The 20,563-nt window shown below is 71.9% G+C and carries 17 protein-coding genes; 15 read left to right on the top strand and 2 right to left on the bottom strand.

Going from position 1 to position 20,563, the window contains the following annotated elements:
- Positions 1 to 72 precede the first annotated feature (72 nt).
- The 11 genes from GEV07_13665 to GEV07_13615 all read left to right on the top strand — a co-directional run bounded on the left by GEV07_13665 (position 73) and on the right by GEV07_13615 (position 10,873).
- Positions 73 to 819, top strand: coding sequence for an ABC transporter permease subunit (locus tag GEV07_13665; protein ID MQA03716.1), 747 nt, complete (start codon positions 73 to 75; stop codon positions 817 to 819).
- Positions 819 to 1,940, top strand: coding sequence for an ATP-binding cassette domain-containing protein (locus GEV07_13660; protein MQA03715.1), 1,122 nt, complete (start codon positions 819 to 821; stop codon positions 1,938 to 1,940). Before GEV07_13665 ends, GEV07_13660 begins: the two co-directional genes overlap by 1 nt.
- Positions 1,937 to 3,010, top strand: a complete 1,074-nt coding sequence (locus GEV07_13655) for an ATP-binding cassette domain-containing protein (protein MQA03714.1) — start codon at positions 1,937 to 1,939, stop codon at positions 3,008 to 3,010. The genes GEV07_13660 and GEV07_13655 overlap by 4 nt, the downstream gene beginning before the upstream one ends.
- Positions 3,011 to 3,029: 19 nt before the next feature.
- Positions 3,030 to 4,493 carry a carbohydrate kinase gene (locus GEV07_13650; protein MQA03713.1) on the top strand — a complete coding sequence of 488 codons (1,464 nt, stop codon included), beginning with the start codon at positions 3,030 to 3,032 and terminating at the stop codon, positions 4,491 to 4,493.
- A gap of 19 nt (positions 4,494 to 4,512) precedes the next feature.
- Positions 4,513 to 5,151, top strand: a complete 639-nt coding sequence (locus GEV07_13645) for a class II aldolase/adducin family protein (protein MQA03712.1) — start codon at positions 4,513 to 4,515, stop codon at positions 5,149 to 5,151.
- Positions 5,152 to 5,170: 19 nt separating this feature from the next.
- Positions 5,171 to 5,974: a hypothetical protein gene (locus GEV07_13640; protein MQA03711.1), complete on the top strand. Its 804-nt coding sequence runs from the start codon at positions 5,171 to 5,173 to the stop codon at positions 5,972 to 5,974.
- A gap of 156 nt (positions 5,975 to 6,130) precedes the next feature.
- Complete coding sequence (locus GEV07_13635) at positions 6,131 to 6,910, top strand: electron transfer flavoprotein subunit beta (GenBank protein MQA03710.1); 780 nt, start codon at positions 6,131 to 6,133, stop codon at positions 6,908 to 6,910.
- Between the two features lie 10 nt (positions 6,911 to 6,920).
- Positions 6,921 to 7,871, top strand: a complete 951-nt coding sequence (locus GEV07_13630; GenBank protein MQA03709.1) for an electron transfer flavoprotein subunit alpha/FixB family protein — start codon at positions 6,921 to 6,923, stop codon at positions 7,869 to 7,871.
- A gap of 31 nt (positions 7,872 to 7,902) precedes the next feature.
- The gene (locus GEV07_13625; GenBank protein ID MQA03708.1) at positions 7,903 to 9,099 is read left to right on the top strand and encodes an aminotransferase class V-fold PLP-dependent enzyme; all 1,197 of its coding nucleotides are present in this window, start codon (positions 7,903 to 7,905) and stop codon (positions 9,097 to 9,099) included.
- 2 nt (positions 9,100 to 9,101) lie between these two features.
- Complete coding sequence (gene mnmA, locus GEV07_13620) at positions 9,102 to 10,178, top strand: tRNA 2-thiouridine(34) synthase MnmA (GenBank protein MQA03707.1); 1,077 nt, start codon at positions 9,102 to 9,104, stop codon at positions 10,176 to 10,178.
- Positions 10,175 to 10,873 carry an HAD hydrolase-like protein gene (locus tag GEV07_13615; protein MQA03706.1) on the top strand — a complete coding sequence of 233 codons (699 nt, stop codon included), beginning with the start codon at positions 10,175 to 10,177 and terminating at the stop codon, positions 10,871 to 10,873. The genes mnmA and GEV07_13615 overlap by 4 nt, the downstream gene beginning before the upstream one ends.
- Before the next feature lie 7 nt (positions 10,874 to 10,880).
- Here the strand turns inward: GEV07_13615 and GEV07_13610 are convergent, their stop codons facing one another.
- On the bottom strand, positions 10,881 to 12,104 hold the full coding sequence (locus GEV07_13610) for a hypothetical protein (protein MQA03705.1): 1,224 nt from the start codon (positions 12,102 to 12,104) through the stop codon (positions 10,881 to 10,883).
- A 310-nt stretch (positions 12,105 to 12,414) separates the two neighbouring features.
- Positions 12,415 to 14,052 carry a DUF3459 domain-containing protein gene (locus GEV07_13605; GenBank protein MQA03704.1) on the bottom strand — a complete coding sequence of 546 codons (1,638 nt, stop codon included), beginning with the start codon at positions 14,050 to 14,052 and terminating at the stop codon, positions 12,415 to 12,417.
- Between the two features lie 71 nt (positions 14,053 to 14,123).
- Between GEV07_13605 and GEV07_13600 the strand changes: the two genes are divergently transcribed.
- From GEV07_13600 to GEV07_13585, 4 genes are all read left to right on the top strand, one after another.
- The gene (locus tag GEV07_13600) at positions 14,124 to 15,131 is read left to right on the top strand and encodes a methionine synthase (GenBank protein ID MQA03703.1); all 1,008 of its coding nucleotides are present in this window, start codon (positions 14,124 to 14,126) and stop codon (positions 15,129 to 15,131) included.
- A gap of 49 nt (positions 15,132 to 15,180) precedes the next feature.
- On the top strand, positions 15,181 to 17,310 hold the full coding sequence (gene ligA, locus GEV07_13595; GenBank protein ID MQA03702.1) for an NAD-dependent DNA ligase LigA: 2,130 nt from the start codon (positions 15,181 to 15,183) through the stop codon (positions 17,308 to 17,310).
- Positions 17,311 to 17,316: 6 nt separating this feature from the next.
- Positions 17,317 to 18,063 carry an MBL fold metallo-hydrolase gene (locus GEV07_13590; GenBank protein ID MQA03701.1) on the top strand — a complete coding sequence of 249 codons (747 nt, stop codon included), beginning with the start codon at positions 17,317 to 17,319 and terminating at the stop codon, positions 18,061 to 18,063.
- 102 nt (positions 18,064 to 18,165) lie between these two features.
- The coding region (locus tag GEV07_13585) for a S1 RNA-binding domain-containing protein (GenBank protein ID MQA03700.1) at positions 18,166 to 20,563 on the top strand (2,398 nt) is incomplete at its 3' end.

Raw genomic sequence — 20,563 nt, 5'->3', positions numbered from 1 at the left:
AGGTTCAGGGACCGGCTGGCCGACCTCGGGTTGCTGGTCTACTTCGCGTTCTCGCTGACACCGGTGCTGTTCATGGTGCTGCTCAGCCTGAAGACCACGGCCGAGCAGACGTCCACCTACCTGTGGTTCACGCCGACGCTGGAGAACTACGGCACGGTGCTGGGCTTCGTCGGCAGCGGCTCGTCGTACCTGCGGTTCATGCTGGCGACGCTGATCAGTTCGGTCGGCGCGGTGCTCGTCTCACTGTTCATCGGCATCCCCATGGCGTACGCGGCTGCGCGGTACCGCTTCAGGGGCAGCGACAACCTGATGTTCACGTTGCTCAGCTTCCGGTTCGCGCCCGAGCTCGTGGTGATCATCCCGCTGAGCGTGCTCTACCAGCAGCTCGGGCTGTACGACACGTACGTCGGCATGATCTGGGTGCTGCAGCTGGTGACCATGCCGCTCGTCGTGTGGATCCTGCGGTCGTTCTTCGCCGAGCTGCCGGTCGAGCTGGAACAGGCAGCGCTGCTGGACGGCTACAGCAGGAAGCAGGCGTTCGCAAAGATCGTGCTGCCCCTTGCGCGGCCTGGCATCGCGGCCGTCTGCCTGCTGGCGTTCATCTTCGCCTGGAACAACTTCATCTTCCCGTTCACGTTGACGTCCAGCAACGCGCAGACGGTGACGGTCAGCACGCTCGGTTTCCTCGGCGGCAACCACCCCAGGTTCAACCTGGTGGCCGCGGGCGCGGTGATGGCCGCGCTGCCGCCGCTGACGCTGGCACTGTTCATCCAGCGCTACCTGGTGCGCGGCCTGTCGTTCGGGGCGGTGAAGGGCTGATGGCCGGCGTCGGTCTCGCGGGCGTGGCGAAGCGGTTCGGCTCCACCGTGGCACTGCAGGACGTGTCGTTCCGCGTCGACGACGGCGAGTTCTTCTGCCTGCTCGGCCCTTCTGGCGCGGGCAAGACCACGACGCTGAAGGTGGTCGCCGGGCTGGAGGCGCCCGACGTGGGTCAGGTGCACCTCGACGGGCGCGACGTCACTACGGTCGAGCCGACCGACCGCCAGCTCGCCATGTGCTTCGAGAGCTACGCCCTCTACCCGCAGCTGGACGTGTTCGGCAACATGGTGTCGCCGTTGCGGTCCCCGCGCTACCGGTTGTCGCCGGACGAGGCGTCCACGAAGGTGCGCGACGTCGCCACCATGCTCGGCATCGAGACGTTGCTCGACCGCTCCGTCGGGCAGCTGTCGAACGGGCAGCGGCAGCGGGTGGCGCTCGGGCGGGTGCTGGTGCGGCCGGCGTCCGCGCGGTTGCTGGACGAGCCGCTCGCCCACCTGGATGCCAAGCTGCGCGCCACCATGCGTGCGGAGCTGAAGTCGATCAGCGCGCGGGGCAGCACGACGACGCTGTACGTCACGCACGACTACGTCGAGGCGCTCGCCCTCGCGGACCGGATCGGGGTGCTGTACCACGGGCGCATCCTGCAGCTGGGCACGCCGCAGGAGCTGTGGCAGACGCCGGCCAACGCGTACGTCGCGAGCGCGTTCGGCAAGCCGCGGATCAACCTGGTGCAGGGGCAGCTGACCGACGGCGGCGCCGGGCCGGTGTTCGCGTCGCCGGACCGGGCGGTCGAGATCCTGCTGCCCGGCGTCGCCGTCGAGGCCGGGGCGGAGCTCCAGCTCGGCGTGCGGCCGCGCGACCTCAGGCTGCATCTCGGCGCCGGCGACGTGCCCACGGGCCAGGTGCGGTTGGACGGCCTGGTCTACGTGATCGAGTACCTCGGCAGGCAGGCCGAGGTGACGGTGCGGGTGGGCGAGACGACGCTGTCGGTGCTCGTCCCGCGTACCCTGACGGACGGCCTCGAGCTGGACGACAAGGTCGGCCTGGTCGTCGACCCCGGCCTGGCACACGTGTTCCGTGCCGGCGTGGAGGGCGTCCGGGTGGAGAGGGCGGCCGGATGACCGACCTGGAGCTGGTGGACGTGCACAAGGTCTTCTCGGCCGCGGGCCGCGACGACGTGCACGCGGTGGCCGGACTCGACCTGCGCGTCGGCGGCGGCGAGCTGGTCGGGCTGCTCGGCCCCTCCGGGTGCGGGAAGTCGACGACGCTGCGGATGATCGCCGGGCTGGAGGAGGTCACGAGCGGCGACGTCCGGGTCGGCTCGAAGTCGATGCTCGGCCTGCCGCCACAGCAACGCAACATCGGCGTCGCGTTCGAGAACTACGCGCTCTACCCGCCGCTGACCGTACGCGAGAACATCGCGTTCGGGCTCGCCGCGCGGCGGATGGGCGACCAGGCGAAGCGGATCGACGAGGTCGCGGAGCGGATCGGGCTGGCCGACATCCTCGACACCAAGCCCGCGGCCCTGTCGTCGGGGCAGAAGCAACGGGTCGCGCTGGCCCGCGCGATCGCCAGGGAGCCCGACGTACTGCTGCTCGACGAGCCGCTCTCGCACCTGGACGCCGCGCAGCGGGACCTGACCAGGCGCGAGCTGCGGCGGCTGCAGCAGGACCTCGGCTACACCACGATCCTCGTGACGCACGACCAGGAGGAGGCGCTGAGCCTGGCCGACCGGGTCGTGGTGATGGCCGCCGGCGTCGCCAAGCAGGTCGACGCGCCTGACGCGATCTACGACGACCCCGAGGACCTGTTCGTCGCGCAGTTCGTCGGCGAGCCGGCGATGAACCTGTTCGACGCGGCGATGACCGAGGAGTCGACGGTGGTGCTGGGGGAGTCGGTGCTGCCGGTGCGGGTGGCGTCGTCCGGGCCGCACGAGGTCGTGGTGGGCGTACGGCCGGAGGACGTCAGCCTCGTCGGGCAGGCGGACGCGGTGGCCGCGGCCACCGTCGTCGTCTACGAGGACGTGCTCGAGTACGGGCTCGTCACGCTGGACCTGCCTGGAGTGTCGACCCGGCTGACCGCGCAGACCGAGTCGGGTCTGGCGCTGGCGGCCGGTGACCGCGTGCACGTGGCGTTCGTGGTGGAGCGGACCTTCGTGTTCGAGAGGGAAAGCGGGAAACGGGTGCGCTGACCAGTACCGGGAGGCGAGGATGCCAGCCGTACGCAGTTACCTGGGCATCGACGTCGGGACGTCGGTCACGAAGGCCGTACTGCTCGACGAGGCAGGCACCCTGCTCGCCGCCGAGTCGGCGCAGACGCAGCTGCTTTCGCCGCGGGCCGGGTGGTTCGAGGAGGACCCGGCGGACATCCACGCCGCGGTCGTGCAGGCGGTGCGCGCGATCGTCACGGGCACCGGCGCGCGGCCGGCCGCGGTCGGCATCACCGGGCAGGGCGACGGGCTGTGGCTGGCCGACGCCGCCGGCTGCGCGGTGCGGCCCGCGGTGTCGTGGCTGGACTCGCGGGCGGCGGACGTACTCGAGCGGTGGCAGGCCGCCGGTCTGGTCGAGGACGTCTTCCACCGCACCGGCAACGTGCTTTTCCCCGGCTCCGCGGCGCCCCTGCTCTCCTGGTTCGCCGCGCACGAGCGGCGCTCCCTCGACGGGGCGGCCACCGCCGGGTACTGCAAGGACCTGTTGATGCAGCGCCTCACGGGGGTGCGTTCCACGGACGCCTCGGACGCGTCGCTGCCGTTCCTCGATCCACGCACCCGTACGTACGACACCGCGGTGCTCGAGCTGCTCGGGCTCGGCGAGTGGGCGTCGTTGCTCGCGCCGGTGTGCGAGCCGCTGCCGGTGGGCGAGCTGCGTGCGGACGCCGCCGAGCTGCTCGGGCTGCCGGCGGGCACCCCGGTGACCTGCGGGCCGTTCGACCTGCCTGCGTCCGCTGTCGGCGCCGGCCTGACCGTGCCCGGCGTCGGCCTGGTGACGATCGGCACCACGCTGGCCTGCCAGGTACTCGTCGACGCCGTCGACCGCACCGGTGAGCCGGCCGGCATGACGCTCGCCACCGGCACCCCCGGCCGCTGGCTGCGGGCGATGCCCGCGATGGTAGGCACCGCCGCGCTCGACTGGCTGCTCACCGTCGTCGGCAGGACGCATGCCGACCTGGACGCCATGCTCGCCGAGAGCCCGCTCGGTGCGCACGGGGTGACCTGCCTGCCGTACTTCTCGCCGGCGGGCGAGCGGGCACCGTTCCTCGCCCCGCAGGCCCGTGCCGGGTTCGACCGGCTGTCCATGCAGACGACCGTCGCCGACCTGGTGCGCGCAACCTGCGAGGCGATCGTCTACGCCGCACGCCAGTGCTTCGAGGCCGCCGGGCTGACCGGCGACGTGGCGGCGTGCGGTGGCGGTACGGCCAGCGCCGGCTGGCTGCAGATGTTCGCGGACGTGTTGGGCCGGCCGGTGCAGATCGCGGCACGTCCGGAGACGGGGGCACGCGGCGCCGTCACCAGCGCGGTGCGGGTGCTCGGACACGACGTCGACACCGCGGTCTGGACCGCACCGGAGCGGGTGGTGGAGCCCGTTCCGGCGAACGTGGAGCGCTACGCCGAGCAGTACCTCGGGTACTGCGACCGGGTCGCCAAGGCCAGGCAGGCGTGGCGGGAGCTCGGCTAGGGAGAGGAAAGGCGACGCGATGCTGTTGAAGAACGAGCGCGAGCAGGTAGTCGAGGTCTCGCTGCAGATGCTGGAGGAGAACCTCACCGTCGGCACGTCGGGGAACGTCAGCGTCCGCAAGGACGACCTGGTGGCCATCACGCCGAGCGGGGTCGACTACCGGGCCTGCGCGCCGGAGTCGGTGTGCGTGATCGACCTCGACGGCAACGTCGTCGACGGTGACCTGCGACCCTCGACCGAGGTGCCCATGCACACCACGGTCTACCAGGAGATGGACGTGCAGGCCGTCGTGCACACCCACCCGCTCTACGCGTCGACGATCTCCGTGACCATGGACGAGCTGCCCGCGATCCACTACATGGTGGCGCTGCTCGGCGGCCCCGTACGGGTGGCGCCGTACGCGATCTACGGCAGCGAGGAGCTGGCCCGCAACAGCGTGACGGGAATGGCCGGTGGGCACACGGCGGTCATCCTGCAGAACCACGGCGCAACGACGGTGGGGGACAGCCTCGCGCAGGCGTACACGCGCAGCCAGTACCTGGAGTGGATGTGCCAGATGTACTACCAGGCCAGGCTGCTCGGCTCACCGAACCTCCTGTCAGCCGCGGAGATCGACCGCGTCACCGACAAGCTCAGGTCGTACGGCCAAGCGAGCTGACAGGCCGTACGCTCTCCGGGTGGACCCGACAGGTACTCCTGGCACACCGGCGGGCGTCCGGGCGCCGCTCGGCGGCTTCGCGTGCTTGCTGCGCGGGCAGGCGTTCGTGCTGCGGCGGCCGCGGCTGTGGCCGCTCGGGCTGCTGCCCGCGCTCGTCACCTTCGCCGTGTTGATCACGGTCGTGGTCCTGCTCGCGGTCAACGCGGTCGACCTGGTGACGTGGGCGACGCCGTTCGCGGACGACTGGTCGCAGCGGGCCCGGACGATCGTGCGGTGGGTGGTCGCGCTCGCGGTGGTGGCGCTGGCCCTCTGGGTGTCGGTGCTGCTGTTCGTCACCCTCACCCTGCTGTTCGGCCAGCCGTTCTACGAGGCGCTGGCGAAGCGGGTCGACGAGGAGCTCGGCAACGCACCGCGGGAACCCGACGAGCCCTGGCACCGCGGCCTGCGGCGGTCGGTATGGGAGTCGGCAGCGATGCTGCTGCGTACGGCTCCCGTCGCCCTCGCGGTGTTCGCCGTCGGGCTGGTCCCTGCGGTCGGCCAGGTCGCTGCGCCGGTGCTCGGCGCGATCGTCGGCGGCCGGTTCCTCGCGCTCGAGCTGCTCGCCCCGGCGATGGAGCGCCGCGGCAAGTACCTGCCGGAGCGGCTGGCGTTCGCGCGGTCGTCCCGCGCGGTGATACTCGGGTTCGGCATACCCGCGTTCGTGGCGTTCCTTGTGCCGGTTCTCAACGTCGTACTGATGCCGGGCGCGGTCGCCGGAGCCACCCTGCTGGTGCGGGAGCACGTGGACGCGGCGCCGGCACGTGAGATGTTTCACGGCCGCTAGTGGCTGTGCACGAGTTCGCAGCCGCGACTACCGGACGGTAACATCATGATCGGGCCGATTCCGCCTCTGCGGCGGCAATCTGGCAAGGTGACCGATGACGGCCGCTGTTCCCCGCGGGTCGTCGTCCACACGTTGGCTCGGAGGGCAGCCGCCAGCATGAAGATAGTCGTTTGTGTCAAACAGGTACCGGACACGTACTCAGAACGCAGGCTCGACGAGGGCGACAAGACGCTCGACCGCGCCTCGGCCGATGGCGTGATCAACGAGCTCGACGAGTACGCGATCGAGGAAGCGCTGCTGCTCGCCGAGAAGCACGAGGGTGAGGTCACCGTCCTCACCATGGGCCCGGACAAGGCCACAGACTCGATCCGCAAGGCGCTGTCCATGGGTGCAGACAAGGCCGTGCACGTCGTCGACGACTCGCTGCACGGCGCGGACGCGGTGCAGACCTCGGCCGCGCTCGCGGCCGCGCTCGGGCAGGTGGAGTTCGACGTCGTGGTGCTCGGCTCCGAGTCGACCGACGCGCGGATGAGCGTGGTGCCGGCGATGCTCGCCGAGCGGCTCGGCCTCCCGCAGCTGACCTACGCGAACAAGGTGGAGATCGACGGCTCGTCGATCTCCGTGCAGCGGCAGACCGAGTACGGCTACGACAAGGTCGAGGCGAGCCTCCCGGCCGTGGTCTCGGTGGTGGAGAAGATCAACGAGCCGCGCTACCCGTCGTTCAAGGGGATCATGGCGGCGAAGAAGAAGGAGGTCGCCAGCAAGGACGTGGCCGGCCTCGGGCTGTCGGGCGACGCCGTCGGCCTGGCGAACGCGCCGACCGAGGTGACCGAGTTCACGGCCGCGCCGCCGCGGGAGAAGGGTGCGGTAGTCACCGACGAGGGCGACGGTGGCGTCAAGATCGCCGAGTACCTGGCCAGCCAGAAGATCCTGTGAGGCAGAGCAGATGAGCGAAGTTCTCGTACTTGTCGACCACACCGATGGTGCGGTCAAGAAGGTCACCCTCGAGCTGCTCACGCTGGCCCGCCGGCTGGGTGAGCCGTCGGCGGTGTTCGTCGGCCGGGGCATCGACACGGCCGCGGCCACCCTCGGCGAGTACGGCGCCGCGAAGGTCTACGTGGCCGACGGCGCCGAGCTCACCGACTACGTGGTGGCGCCGAAGGTCGCCGTGCTGGCGTCGCTGGTCGCGGACAACCAACCGGCCGGGGTGCTGCTGCCGTCCAGCGCGGATGGCAAGGAGATCGCCGGCCGGCTCGCGGTGCGCGTTGGCGGCGGCGTGATCACCGACGCGGTCGACGTCAAGGACGGCTTCGTCTGCGAACAGTCGGTCTTCGGCGGCGCGACCATCGTGCAGTCGCGGGTGCGTGCGGGCATCCCCGTGGTGACCGTGCGGCCGAACTCGACCGCGCCCGAGGCGGCGCCTGCCGACGCGGCACAGCAGCAGGTGACCGTCGAGCTCGGCGAGGCGGACAAGGCCGCGAAGATCACCGACCGGGTGGAGGTCGAGAAGGGCGAGCGCCCGGACCTGACCGAGGCGGGGATCGTCGTCTCCGGCGGCCGCGGCGTCGGCGAGGGGAACTTCCCGGTCGTCGAGGCGCTGGCGGACGCGCTCGGCGGTGCCGTGGGCGCGTCGCGTGCGGCGACCGACGCCGGCTGGTACCCGCACCAGTACCAGGTGGGGCAGACCGGCAAGACCGTGTCGCCGCAGCTGTACCTGGCGGCGGGCATCTCCGGCGCGATCCAGCACCGGGCCGGCATGCAGACGTCCAAGACGATCGTCGTGGTCAACAAGGACCCGGAGGCACCGCTGTTCGAGCTGGCGGACTTCGGCGTCGTCGGCGACCTGCACACCGTCGTCCCGCAGCTGACCGAGGAGGTCAAGAAGCGCAAGGCCTGACCACTTCGGGTGGCTAGGCTGTGCGGTGATGGTGGCTTATCTCGATCACGCGGCGACCACGCCGATGCTGCCCTCGGCCGTCGCTGCGATGACGGCCGAGCTGGAGCGGCTCGGCAACCCGTCGTCCCTGCACACGCCCGGGCGTACGGCGCGGCGGACGGTCGAGGAGGCCAGGGAGAAGCTCGCTGGCGTGCTCGGCGCGCGCCCCAGCGAGGTCGTCTTCACCTCCGGCGGCACCGAGGCGGACAACCTCGCGGTGAAGGGCATGTACTGGTCGCGCCGGGCGGCGGACGACCGCAGGCGGCGGGTCCTGGTCAGCGCGGGCGAGCACCACGCGGTGCTCGACGCCGTGACCTGGCTCGCCGAGCAGCAGGACGCGGTCGTCGAGCTGGTGCCGCTGGACCAGCTCGGCCGCGTACGCGTCGACGCCCTGCGTGCCAGCCTCGCGCGCGACCCGGAGTCGGTCACGCTGGTCTCCGTGATGTGGGCGAACAACGAGGTCGGCACCGCGCAGCCGGTCGCGGACGTGGTCACGGCGGCGCACGAGCACGGCGTGCCGGTGCACTCCGACGCGGTGCAGGCGGTCGGCCAGCTGCCGGTCGACTTCGCCGCAAGCGGGCTGGACGCGATGACCGTCAGCGGGCACAAGATGGGCGGCCCCGTCGGAGTGGGTGCGCTGGCGCTGCGCCGCGACATCGAGGTGACCCCGGTGCTGCACGGCGGCGGCCAGGAGCGCGACGTACGGTCGGGCACGTTGGACGCCGCGGGCTACGTCGGGTTCGCCGCGGCCGCCGCCGAGGTCGTCGAACACCGCGCTGCCGAGGCCGTCCGGTTGGCCGAGCTGCGCGACGAGCTCGTCCGCAGGGTGCGGGCCGCGGTGCCGGACGCCGTGCTCAACGGCGACCCCGACCCCGCCGGCCGGCTGCCGGGCAACGCGCACTTCTCCTTCCCCGGCTGCGAGGGCGACTCGCTGCTGTTGCTGCTGGACGCCAGCGGCGTCGCGTGCTCCACCGGCTCCGCGTGCTCGGCGGGCGTCGCCGAGCCGTCGCACGTACTGCTCGCGATGGGCGCAGACGAGGACCGCGCACGCGGGTCGTTGCGGTTCTCCCTCGGCCACACGTCCACGCTCGCGGACGTGACGAAGCTCGGCGACGTGCTGAGCGGCGTGATCGAACGGGCCAGGCGGGCCGGCGCCACGTCGCGTCCGGCCCGTACATTGGACCCGTGAGCATGCGTGTACTGGCCGCCATGTCCGGCGGAGTCGACTCCGCCGTCGCCGCTGCGCGTGCGGTCGACGCCGGCTACGACGTGACCGGGGTGCATCTCGCGCTGTCGCGCAACCCGCAGTCGTACCGGTCAGGCGCCCGCGGCTGCTGCACGCTGGAGGACTCCCGTGACGCGCGGCGCGCCGCCGACGTCATCGGCATCCCGTTCTACGTCTGGGACCAGGCGGAACGGTTCCACGACGCGGTGGTCGAGGACTTCGTCAGCGAGTACGCCCAGGGCCGCACGCCGAACCCGTGCCTGAGGTGCAACGAGCAGATCAAGTTCAGCAGCGTGCTCGACAAGGCGCTGGCGCTCGGCTTCGACGCCGTCTGCACCGGCCACTACGCGCGGCTGCGCGACGGCGCGCTGTACCGCGCCGTCGACCCGGGGAAGGACCAGTCGTACGTGCTCGGCGTGCTGACCGCCGAGCAGCTGGCGCACGCGATGTTCCCGCTGGGTGACACCCAGAAGGCCGAGGTACGTGCCGAGGCGCAGCGGCGCGGCCTGGCGGTGGCGGACAAGCCGGACAGCCACGACATCTGCTTCATCCCCGACGGCGACACCGCCGGGTGGCTGGGCGACCGGCTCGGATCGGCACCCGGCCAGGTGGTCGACGAGCACGGCGAGCAGGTCGGCGAGCACGACGGAGCGTACGCGTTCACCGTCGGGCAGCGGCGCGGGCTGAAGCTCGGCCGGCCGGCGCCCGACGGCCGGCCGCGGTACGTGCTCGACATCAGCCCGGTCGACCGCACGGTCACCGTGGGTCCGCGGGAGTCGCTGCTCGTGGACGAGATCCGTGGCATCCGGCCGCGCTGGGCAGGGCCGCCGCCTGCCGAGCCGGTGGCGTGCGCCGCGCAGCTGCGCGCCCACGGTTCGGTGTTCCCCGCCGTCGCGGAGCCGGTCGGCGACGAGCTGGTGGTGCGGCTGCGTACCCCCGCGGAAGGGGTCGCGCCCGGGCAGGCCGTCGTGCTGTACGCCGACGACGACCGCGTGCTCGGCTCCGCGACGATCGACCGTACGGCAGCCAGAGTGGACGCGTGAGCGACGCCGGCCCACTGATCGTGTGGGACATCGACCGCACGCTCATCGACGCCGGGGCGGCGGGCCGCGACATCATGAACGCGGCGATCACCCGGGTAATCGACCGCGAGCCCGAGCACGAGGTGTGGTTCGGCGGCAAGACCGACCCGCGGATCGCCGCCGAGATCCTGACCGCCGCCGGAGTCCCGCTGCCGCACGACGACCACGTCGCCGATGTGCTCGTCCATCTGGAGCAGGTGCTGGCGGAGCGCGAGACGGTGGTGGCGGCCGAAGGCGCGGTGCTGCCGGGCGTACGCGAGATCCTCACCCGGCTACGGGCGGCCGGCGCACTACAGACCGTGTTGACCGGCAACATCCAGGCGAACGCAGTGGTCAAGCTGCGCGCGTTCGGCCTGGACGAGTTCGTGGACGTGACGGTCGGCGCGTTCGGCAGCGACCACGCCGACCGGCCCCGGCTGCTGCCGCTGGTGCTGGACCGGGCCGCGCGGGCGTACGGCAGGCGCTGGCGGCCGGAGGAGACCTGGGTGATCGGCGACACCGAGTTCGACTTCGAGTGCGCGGCCGCGTCCGGCGCCCGCTGCCTGTTGGTGGCCACCGGTGGGTCGAGCTACGAGCACCTGTCCACCCTCGGCGCCGACACCGTGCTCCCTGACCTGTCCGACGTACCCGCGGTCGTCCGCCTCCTCACCAGCTGAGGTGCGGTCAGCAGGGCTCGACTGAAGCACCCTTGATCCAGGCCTTCGCGACGTACATGCCGTCGTTCACGCGGTACCAGACCGTCGAGGTGCCCTGTGAGCCGGTGACCGACTGGCCGGTCACCTGGCACTTCAGCGGGATCCGCGCGGTGTCGCCGGCCATCCCTGCGACGCGGTGGTTGGTGCCCGCGCCGCTGCGTACGTTCAGGTAGCCGCTGTCGAGCGCGACGGTGCCGTAGGTGCCGTTGCCCGTCCACTGGTAGACGACGTCCACCCAGCCGTTGTCGGACATCTGCAGGCCGTCCCAGAACGCGCCGTCGGCGATGTCGATGCCGGCAGCGTTCGACACCTCGCGGTCGTACTGGTCCTTGCCGTCGTTGTAGCCGTCCTCGTGCGCGGCCCTGGCCTGCGCCTTGCCCTGCGGCAGGTCGCGCCACATCTCGCGTTCCGACGACGGGTTCCAGTAGTCGTCCTTGGTGTTCCACGGCCCGATGTCCCAGACCGGTTCCCAGATGCAGCGACCGTGGCGGCAGGCCTGCACGGAGTACTCGCCCGACCCCTTCGCCGAGAGGCCGCGCCGCGACGGCAGGGCGACGAAGTGGTCGCGCTCGGCGATCTCGTGCCCGTTCGCCGTGGTGCCGCCCGCCAGGCCCTCGCGCGTCGCGTAGACCTTCGACGAGACAGGTGGGCCTGAACGCTCGGCCGAGTGCTTGCTCGCGGACGCCTCGGCGACCTCGACGTTGCTGACCCGCGGGCTGGTCACTCCGGCCGGCGCGGACAGCGCGACCCGCAGCTGCACCTCCCGGCTCGGCGCGAGCAGGTCGGTCACCTCGCCGTCGGCCGCCGGCGTCCACTGCGCCCACGCACCGTCCGCACGGGTACGCACGTCGACCTCGGCGGTGGTCTGCCGCGGCGTCACCGCGCGGTACGTCACCTCGACCGCGGACACCGAGTCGTCGAGCCGCAGCGGCGCGAGCACCGCGAACCCGGTGCGCTGGCGCAGCTTCGCCGCGCTCGCCGCCGGCTTCGTCGCGGCCAGCTCGACGCCGGAGCCGACCGTACGGACCTTCGACGACCCTGCGGCCGGCGTGAGGTCCGCCTCGGTGGCCGCCGCTGCCGCGGACGTCGTCGACGTGCCGGCGGCCGCCGGCTGGGTCGCAGCGGTCAGCGTGCACAGGGCGAGCGTGGCCAGGGCGCCTGCAGCCACCCTCGTCGTCGGTTGTCGTCGCATCGGGGCTCCTCGGCTCGGGTTCCGAGGAGACCGAGGCTAGGCACCCGTTACCGGATCGACGACGAAGCGCGCCCGGCATGAACCGATCGTGACCTACGTCGCAGTCGCCGCGGTGGCGCCCTACATGCCGGACGACCAGCAACCCGGACATCTCGGACCTGGAGCCGACCAACGAAGCGGTGCGCGAGGAAGTTCGTCGGCTCGCCGCGCCGAGCGGCCGGGCCGCCACCGAGAGATGGAACGCGGCGGAGCGCAAGGACCGAGATCAGGCTCGGCGCGACGGCGGTGACGGTCGCGGGCGCCCGGGTACTCAGCGGTAGCGGGCGACGACGGCGGTGTGCGCGGGCAACCGGGCCTCGTGGCCGGCCACCGTCGCGGCGGCGTCCGTCGTCAACGCGGTGTCGGCGGCTGCCGGTAGCCGCACGCGGGCGGGCTTCTGGCCGAGGTTCGCGAGCACGACGTACCGCTGGTCGTCGCCGCACCGTTCGTACGCCAGCACGTTCCGCGGCGCCTTCGGGCACAGCCGCAGCTCGCCGGTGCGCAGCGCGTCGGCCTCCCGCCTCAGCCACAGCAGCCTGCGGTACAGGTTGAGCAGCGAGCCGGGCACCGCCCGCTCGTTGGCGACGTCGCGGCCGTGGCCGTGGCCGTCGCCGATCGGCAGCCACGGCACCACGCCCGGTGGACAGAAGCCGTGGCCGGGGGAGTCGTCCCACGGCATCGGCGTGCGCATCTCGTCGCGGTTGATCCGCCTGCGCATCCGGCGCGAGACGGCCTCGGGCACCCAGGAGAAGAACTCGTGCACGATCGGGTCGCGCGCCTCGCGTAGCGGGATGTAGGTGTTGGGGAGGCCGAGCTCCTGACCCTGGTAGACGCACACCACGCCGCGCAGGGTCAGCAGGATCACCGCGAGCACCTGCGCCTTGCGCAGGTCGCCGCCGAGCCGGTTGAGGCTGCGCGACTGGTCGTGGTTCTCCACCACGTACGTGGGTTGGGCGGGCGCGGGGAAGGCGGCCTCGTACGTGCCGATCTTGTCGCGGAAGAAGTCGACGTCGTAGTCGAACATCAGGAACTCGAACAGGAACACCAGGTGCAGGCCGTCGTGCTCGCCGAGGTAGCGCCGGACGACGTCGGGGGTGCCGAAGACCTCGCCGAGCAGCACCCGTTCCGGTGGCGCGGCGGTGTTCACGGCGGTGCGCAGCTCGCGGGCGAGGGCGAAGTTGTCCTCGGTGTTCTCGTTGTGCACCCGTCGCCACAGGTGCGGGATGTCGCCGCCGCCGCTCACCAGGTGGAGCGGGTTGTCGCGGAACGCGTGGTCCTTCATCACCGTGCCGAACAGGTCGAGGCGGAAGCCGTCGACGCCGCGGTCCAGCCAGAACCTGGCGACGTCGAACATCGCGTGCCGCACCTGCGGGTTGTGCCAGTTCAGGTCGGGCTGCCAGGGCAGGAACGACGCCAGGTACCACTGGCCGCGCCGGCCGCTCCACTGCCAGGCGGACCGCACCTCCAGGTTCGAGCGCCAGTTGTTCGGCGGCCGCCGGCCTTCCCTGCCGCGGCCGTCGCGCCAGATGTACCAGTCGGCCTTCGGGTTGTCGCGGGACCGGCAGGACTCACGGAACCAGGGATGCTGGTCGGAGGTGTGGTTGAGCACCAGGTCGAAGACGATCCGCAGCTGCCGCCTGTGGCAGGCGGCGATGAGCTCGTCGGCGTCGGCGAGCGTGCCGTACTCGGGGGCGACCCGGTAGTAGTCGCTGATGTCGTACCCGTAGTCGTGCTGCGGGCTGGCGAAGAACGGTGACACCCAGAGCGTGTCGAAGCCCATCCCGACGACATAGTCGAGCCGGTCGATGAGCCCGCGCAGGTCGCCGATCCCGTCGCCGTTGCCGTCGGCGAACGAGCGTGGGTAGACGTGGTAGATCGTCATCCCATGCCACCACTGGACGGTGCTCACCGATCGAGCGTACGACGGCCTGGCGCAAGTAGTCGGTGTCCTCGGCTCGATACGCTCGATGCGTGAGCGACCTGGCGGAACTTCCGTGGCCACCTGGCAGTGCGACCGGCATCGGCTCGTGGCCGGGTGACGACCCGCTCGAGGCGGCGCGGACCGTGCTCGGCGAGCTGACCGACGTGCCGTACCTGCCCGAGCTGCCCGACCGCGGGCCGGGCGCCGACCTGGTCGGGCGCACTGCCGCGAACTTGCTCCCCGGGCTGGACGTCGACGTGTTCGCCGCGCGCTGGCGGTTGACCTCGAAGGCGGGCGTCGACGTGCGGCGCGCCCGGTCGCTGTGGTCCACCGACCTCGACGCGCTCGAGGAGGCGGCGGACGGCTACGCCGGGCCGGTGAAGGTGCAGGTCTGCGGCCCGTGGACGCTCGCGGCGCAGCTGGAGCTGCCGCGCGGCGGTCCGGTGCTCACCGACCACGGCGCCTGCCGCGACGTCGCCGAGTCGCTCGCGGCGGGCGTCGGCGAGTATGTGACGCAGCTACGCCGGCTGCCCGGCGTGTCGCCGCTGGTCCAGCTGGACGAGCCGGCGCTGCCCGCGGTGCTGCGCGGCGCCGTGCCGACGATGAGCGGGTTCAGCACCGTCGCGCCGGTCGAGCCGCGGCCGATGCAGGAGGCGTTGTCGCAGGTGCTGCGGGCGGCCGACGCCGCCGGCGGCTGGCCGCTCGTGCACTGCTGCGCCGCGGGCGTGCCGCTGCGCCTGCTGCGCGACGCCGGCGCGCGCGCTGTGGCGCTGGACGTCTCGCAGGTGTCGGCTGCCGCCGACGACGAGGTCGGCGAGCTGGTGGAGGCGGGGTTCGGGCTGTTGCTCGGGTGTGTGCCGAGCACCGACCCGGCGACCGACCCTGCGGTGGATTACGTGCTAGCGCCCGTACGGCAGTGGTGGTCGCGGATTGGGCTCACCCGTGACCAGCTGGCCACCAGGACCATGGTCACGCCGACCTGCGGCCTGGCGGGTGCCTCGCCGTCCTGGGCACGCACGGCGACCGCCCTGTCCGTCCGCGCCGCCCGTACGCTCGCCGACCGCTGACCTCGGGCAACCGCGGCGGGATGTCGGTGCCGGTCGGTAACGTAGGCACGTGAACGAGGATCTGGAGCGCGCCGCGCAGGAGCAGGCACGCAGCACGACGAGCGAACCCGACGTCCCCGCGTCGGCGCGCCGCCGGCACGCCGAGCTGGTACGCGAGATCGACGACTACAGGTACCGGTACCACGTGCTCGACCGGCCGGTGGTGTCCGACGCGGAGTACGACGCCCTGTTCCGCGAGATCAAGGCACTCGAGGAGACGCACCCGACGCTGCGCACGCCGGACTCGCCGACGCAGAAGGTCGGCGACGTGATCTCCACCGAGTTCACCGAGGTCGAGCACGTGGAGCGGCTGCTCAGCCTGGACAACGCGTTCAACGACGACGAGCTCACCGCGTGGCTGACCCGGGTGGAGAAGGAGACCGAGACCACCGGCGTGCCGCTGCTGTGCGAGCTGAAGATCGACGGGCTCGCGGTCGACCTGGTGTACGAGGACGGCTACCTGGTCCGCGGCGCCACCCGCGGCAACGGCCGGGTGGGCGAGGACGTCACCCCCAACCTGCGCACCATCGACGCGATCCCCGTCCAGCTCGACGGCGACGACGTGCCCGAGCTGCTCGAGGTGCGCGGCGAGGTGTTCTTCGAGACGGAGAAGTTCCGCGAGCTGAACGCGAGCCTGGTGGAGGCGGGCAAGCCGCCGTTCGCCAACCCGCGCAACAGCGCCGCCGGCTCGGTGCGGCAGAAGGACCCCAGGCTCACCGCCAAGCGTCCACTCAGCATCCTGCTGCACGGCATCGGCGCGTACCGCGGCTGGAGCCCGAGCCGGCTCTCCGAGGCGTACGCGGACCTGAAGCGCTGGGGCCTGCCGGTCAGCAGCAGGTACCAGCTGTGCGCGGGGATGCAGGAGACGCTCGCGTACATCGCGGAGTACGGCGAGAAGCGCCACGACCTGGAGCACGAGATCGACGGCGTGGTGGTGAAGGTCGACGAGATCGCGCTGCAGCGCCGGCTCGGCGCGACGTCGACCGTGCCGCGCTGGGCGATCGCGTACAAGTACCCGCCTGAGGAGGTCACCACCAAGCTGCTCGACATCCAGGTGAACGTCGGCCGCACCGGCCGGGTGACCCCGTTCGCCGTGATGGAGCCGGTGCTCGTCGCCGGGTCCACGGTGTCGCTGGCCACGCTGCACAACGGCAGTGAGGTGAAGCGCAAGGGCGTGCTGATCGGCGACACCGTCGTGCTGCGCAAGGCCGGCGACGTCATCCCCGAGGTGCTCGCGCCCGTGGTCGACCTGCGCAGCGGCGACGAGCGCGAGTTCGTGATGCCCACGCACTGCCCGGAGTGCGGCACCGAGCTGCGGCCGGAGAAGGAAGAGGACAAGGACATCCGCTGTCCGAACACCCGCAGCTGCCCGGCGCAGCTGCGGGAGCGGCTGTCGCACCTGGCCGGCAGGTCCGCGTTCGACATCGAGGTGCTCGGCTACCAGACGGCCACCGCGCTGCTCGCCGACGACCTGGTGCACGACGAGGGCGACCTGTTCACGCTCACCGAGGACGACCTCGCCCGCTCGGAGTACTTCCGTACGAAGGATGGCAACCTCAGCGCGAACGCCAAGAAGCTGCTCGACAACCTGGAGCAGGTGAAGCAGCGCCCGCTTGCGCGGGTGCTCGTCGCACTGTCCATCAGGCACGTCGGGCCGACCGCCGCCGCGGCGCTCGCCAGGAGCCTCGGTGACGTCGCGAAGATCGACGAGGCGAGCGAGGAGGAGCTCGCCGACGTCGAGGGCGTCGGGCCGACCATCGCCCGTGCGGTACGGGAGTGGTTCGCCGTCGACTGGCACCGCGAGATCGTGCGCAAGTGGCGCGAGTCCGGCGTCCGGATGGCGGAGGAGGTCGAGGACACCGGCCCGAAGCCGCTGGCGGGGCTCAGCGTCGTGGTCACCGGCACGCTCGACGGGTTCAGCCGCGAGCAGGCGCACGAGGCGCTGCTGACGCGCGGCGCCAAGGCGACCGGGTCGGTGTCGAAGAAGACCGACTTCCTGGTCGCCGGCGGTAACCCGGGCTCGAAGGCGACGAAGGCGGAGTCGCTCGGCGTCCCGATCCTGGACGAGGAGGGCTTCCAGGTGCTGCTCGACGAGGGCCCGGACGCCGCCCGCGCCAGGGCCGTCGAGAGCTCGTCGTAGCCGCCGATGACCGACCAGGTGACGGTGACGTTCGCCGGCTCTGGCGACGCGTTCGGCAGCGGCGGCCGGTTCCAGGCGTGCATCCACGTGCGACCGCCTGACGGTCCGCCGGTGCTTCTCGACTGCGGCGCCAGCTCGCTGGTCGCGCTGAAGCGTCTCGCGCTCGACCCGAGCGAGATCGCCGCGGTGGTCGTCTCGCACCTGCACGGCGACCACTTCGGCGGTCTGCCGTTCCTCATCCTCGACGGCCAGTTCGCCAAGCGCACGGAACCGCTGACGGTGGTCGGCCCGCCGGGCACGGGCGCACGCCTCATGCAGGCGATGGAGGTCATGTACCCGGGCTCGAGCGAGGTACGGCGCGCGTTCGACGTGGACGTGCTCGAGGTGACGCCAGGGTCGAGCGTGTCGGCTGCGGGCGTGCACGTCGCGGCCTGGGAGGTCGCGCACCCCAGCGGTGCGCCCGCGCTCGCCGTGCGGCTCGACGTGGCCGGGCGCAGCGTGGCGTACACCGGTGACACGTCCTGGACCGACGCCCTGGTGGCCGCGGCCGACGGCGTCGACCTGCTGATCGCCGAGTGCTACTACCTGGACAAGCCGATCCCGCACCACCTCACGCACGCCGCGCTGCGCGAGCACAGGGACCGGCTGCGCGCTGCCCGTACGGTGGTGACGCACCTGTCCACAGACGTCCTCGACCGGCAGGACCAGGTCGACCACGAGGTCGCCCACGACGGCTTCACCGTCCGGCTCTGACGCGTTTCCACAGATCGTCGGCCGTGCCGTTGTCGGGGGCGGCCGGGCGATACGGTTCCCACGGGATCACGTACGCAGGTAGCGAGAGGACGGAACACGATCGTGACGACGGCTGTGCATCAGCGGATCGCCGGGGAGCTCGGCGTCCACGACTGGCAGGTGCAGGCGACCGTCGAGCTGCTCGACGGCGGCGCCACCGTCCCGTTCGTGGCGCGGTACCGCAAGGAGGTCACCGGTGCGCTCGACGACGGGCAGCTGCGCACCCTGGAGGAGCGGCTGCGTTACCTGCGCGAGCTGGAGGAGCGGCGCACGGCGATCCTCGACTCGATCCGGGAGCAGGGCAAGCTCGACGAGGCGCTGGAACAGCGCATCCGCGCCGCCGAGACCAAGGCCAGGCTGGAAGACATCTACCTGCCGTACAAGCCGAAGCGTCGTACCAAGGCCCAGATCGCCCGCGAGGCCGGTCTGGAGCCGCTCGCCGACCAGCTGCTGACCGACCCGACCAACGCGCCGGAGACGACCGCGGCACCGTTCGTGGACGCCGACAAGGGCGTCGCCGACACGGCGGCCGCGCTCGACGGTGCGCGGGCCATCCTCGTCGAGCGGTTCGGCGAGGACGCCGACCTCATCGGCGAGCTGCGCGAGCGGATGTGGGAGAAGGGGCTGCTCGTCTCGAAGGTACGCGAAGGCAAGGCGGACGACGGCGCCAAGTTCGCCGACTACTTCGAGTTCGCCGAGCCGTTCACCAAGCTGCCTTCGCACCGCATCCTCGCGCTGCTACGCGGTGAGAAGGAGGAGGTGCTCGACCTCACCCTCGACCCTGAGCCCGCGCTCGACGGCGAGCAGCAACCGGCCTCGGTGCAGACGAGCTACGAGCGGCGGATCGCGCAGCGGTTCGAGATCTCCGACCAGGGCCGGCCCGCGGACCGGTGGCTGCTCGACACCGTCAGGTGGGCGTGGCGTACGCGCATCGTGGTGTACCTCAGCGGCGACATCCGGATGCGGCTGCGGCAGCACGCCGAGGACGACGCGGTGAACGTGTTCGCCGCCAACCTGCGCGACCTGCTGCTCGCCGCGCCCGCCGGCGCGCGGGTGACGATGGGGCTGGACCCCGGCTACCGCACCGGCGTGAAGGTCGCGGTCGTCGACGCGACCGGCAAGGTCGTCGCCACCGGCACTATCTACCCGCACGTGCCCTCGAAGCGGTGGGACGAGTCGCTCGCCGCGCTGCGCGCGCTCGTCGAGACGCACGGCGTGGACCTGATCGCCATCGGCAACGGCACGGCGTCGCGGGAGACCGACAAGCTCGTCGGCGAGCTGATCGCCGCGAACCCGGGTCAGCGGCTGAACAAGATCGTGGTGTCGGAGGCGGGCGCGTCGGTGTACTCGGCGTCGGCGTACGCGGCCAGGGAGCTGCCCGACCTCGACGTCTCGCTGCGCGGTGCGGTGTCGATCGCGCGGCGGCTGCAGGACCCGCTGGCCGAGCTGGTGAAGATCGAGCCGAAGTCGATCGGCGTCGGCCAGTACCAGCACGACGTCTCCGAGCTGAAGCTGTCGCGGTCGCTCGACGCCGTGGTGGAGGACTGCGTGAACGGTGTCGGCGTGGACGTGAACACCGCGTCGGTGCCGCTGCTCGCACGGGTGGCCGGCATCGCGGAGAGCGTGGCGGAGAGCATCGTGCGGCACCGCGACACCACCGGCCCGTTCCGCAACAGGCGGTCGCTGCAGGACGTGCCGCGCCTCGGCCCGAAGGCGTTCGAGCAGTGCGCGGGCTTCCTGCGCATCCGCGACGGCGACGAGCCGCTCGACGCGTCCAGCGTGCACCCGGAGGCGTACCCGGTGGTGCACCGGATCCAGCAGGCGACGGAGACCGACACACCGGCGCTGATCGGCAACGCCAAGGTGCTGCGGGGGCTGTGGGCGGAGTCGTTCGTCGACGACACGTTCGGGCTGCCCACCGTCACCGACATCATCGCCGAGCTGGAGAAGCCGGGTCGCGACCCGCGGCCGGCGTTCCGTACCGCGACGTTCGCCGAGGGCGTCGAGAAGCTGGCCGACCTGCAGCCCGGCATGACGCTGGAAGGCGTGGTCACCAACGTGGCCGCGTTCGGCGCGTTCGTGGACGTCGGCGTGCACCAGGACGGGCTGGTGCACATCTCGGCCATGTCGCAGTCGTACGTCGCCGACCCGCGCGACGTCGCGAAGCCCGGCGACGTGGTGAAGGTGAAGGTGCTCAGCGTGGACGTCCCGCGCAAGCGCATCTCGCTGTCCATGCGCCTCGACGACGAGCCGGACAGCACCGGTGGTGGCGGCGGTGGCTCGCGCAAGGCCGGCAGCAGCCGGCCGCGCAGCTCCCAGGGCGACGGCCCGCAGGGTGGCGGCAACCGTTCGCGGGGCGGCGGCGCGCAGGGTGGCAACCGTTCGCGGGGCGGCGGCGCGCAGGGTGGCAACCGTTCGCGGGGCGGCGGCGCGCAGGGTGGCAACCGTTCGCGGGGCGGCG

It is taken from the genome of Streptosporangiales bacterium, assembly GCA_009379825.1.
In the GTDB taxonomy this organism is placed as follows: domain Bacteria; phylum Actinomycetota; class Actinomycetes; order Streptosporangiales; family WHST01; genus WHST01.
This window is presented reverse-complemented; position numbering and strand designations above follow the sequence as displayed.

Coding starts and splice junctions, on each gene's coding strand:
- GEV07_13650 (MQA03713.1), top strand. CDS start 3,030: ATGCCAGCCGTACGCAGTTACCTGGGCATCGACGTCGGGACGTCGGTC.
- GEV07_13610 (MQA03705.1), bottom strand. CDS start 12,104: ATGCGACGACAACCGACGACGAGGGTGGCTGCAGGCGCCCTGGCCACG.
- GEV07_13635 (MQA03710.1), top strand. CDS start 6,131: ATGAAGATAGTCGTTTGTGTCAAACAGGTACCGGACACGTACTCAGAA.
- GEV07_13630 (MQA03709.1), top strand. CDS start 6,921: ATGAGCGAAGTTCTCGTACTTGTCGACCACACCGATGGTGCGGTCAAG.
- mnmA (MQA03707.1), top strand. CDS start 9,102: ATGCGTGTACTGGCCGCCATGTCCGGCGGAGTCGACTCCGCCGTCGCC.
- GEV07_13665 (MQA03716.1), top strand. CDS start 73: ATGGTGCTGCTCAGCCTGAAGACCACGGCCGAGCAGACGTCCACCTAC.
- GEV07_13660 (MQA03715.1), top strand. CDS start 819: ATGGCCGGCGTCGGTCTCGCGGGCGTGGCGAAGCGGTTCGGCTCCACC.
- GEV07_13590 (MQA03701.1), top strand. CDS start 17,317: ATGACCGACCAGGTGACGGTGACGTTCGCCGGCTCTGGCGACGCGTTC.
- GEV07_13645 (MQA03712.1), top strand. CDS start 4,513: ATGCTGTTGAAGAACGAGCGCGAGCAGGTAGTCGAGGTCTCGCTGCAG.
- GEV07_13655 (MQA03714.1), top strand. CDS start 1,937: ATGACCGACCTGGAGCTGGTGGACGTGCACAAGGTCTTCTCGGCCGCG.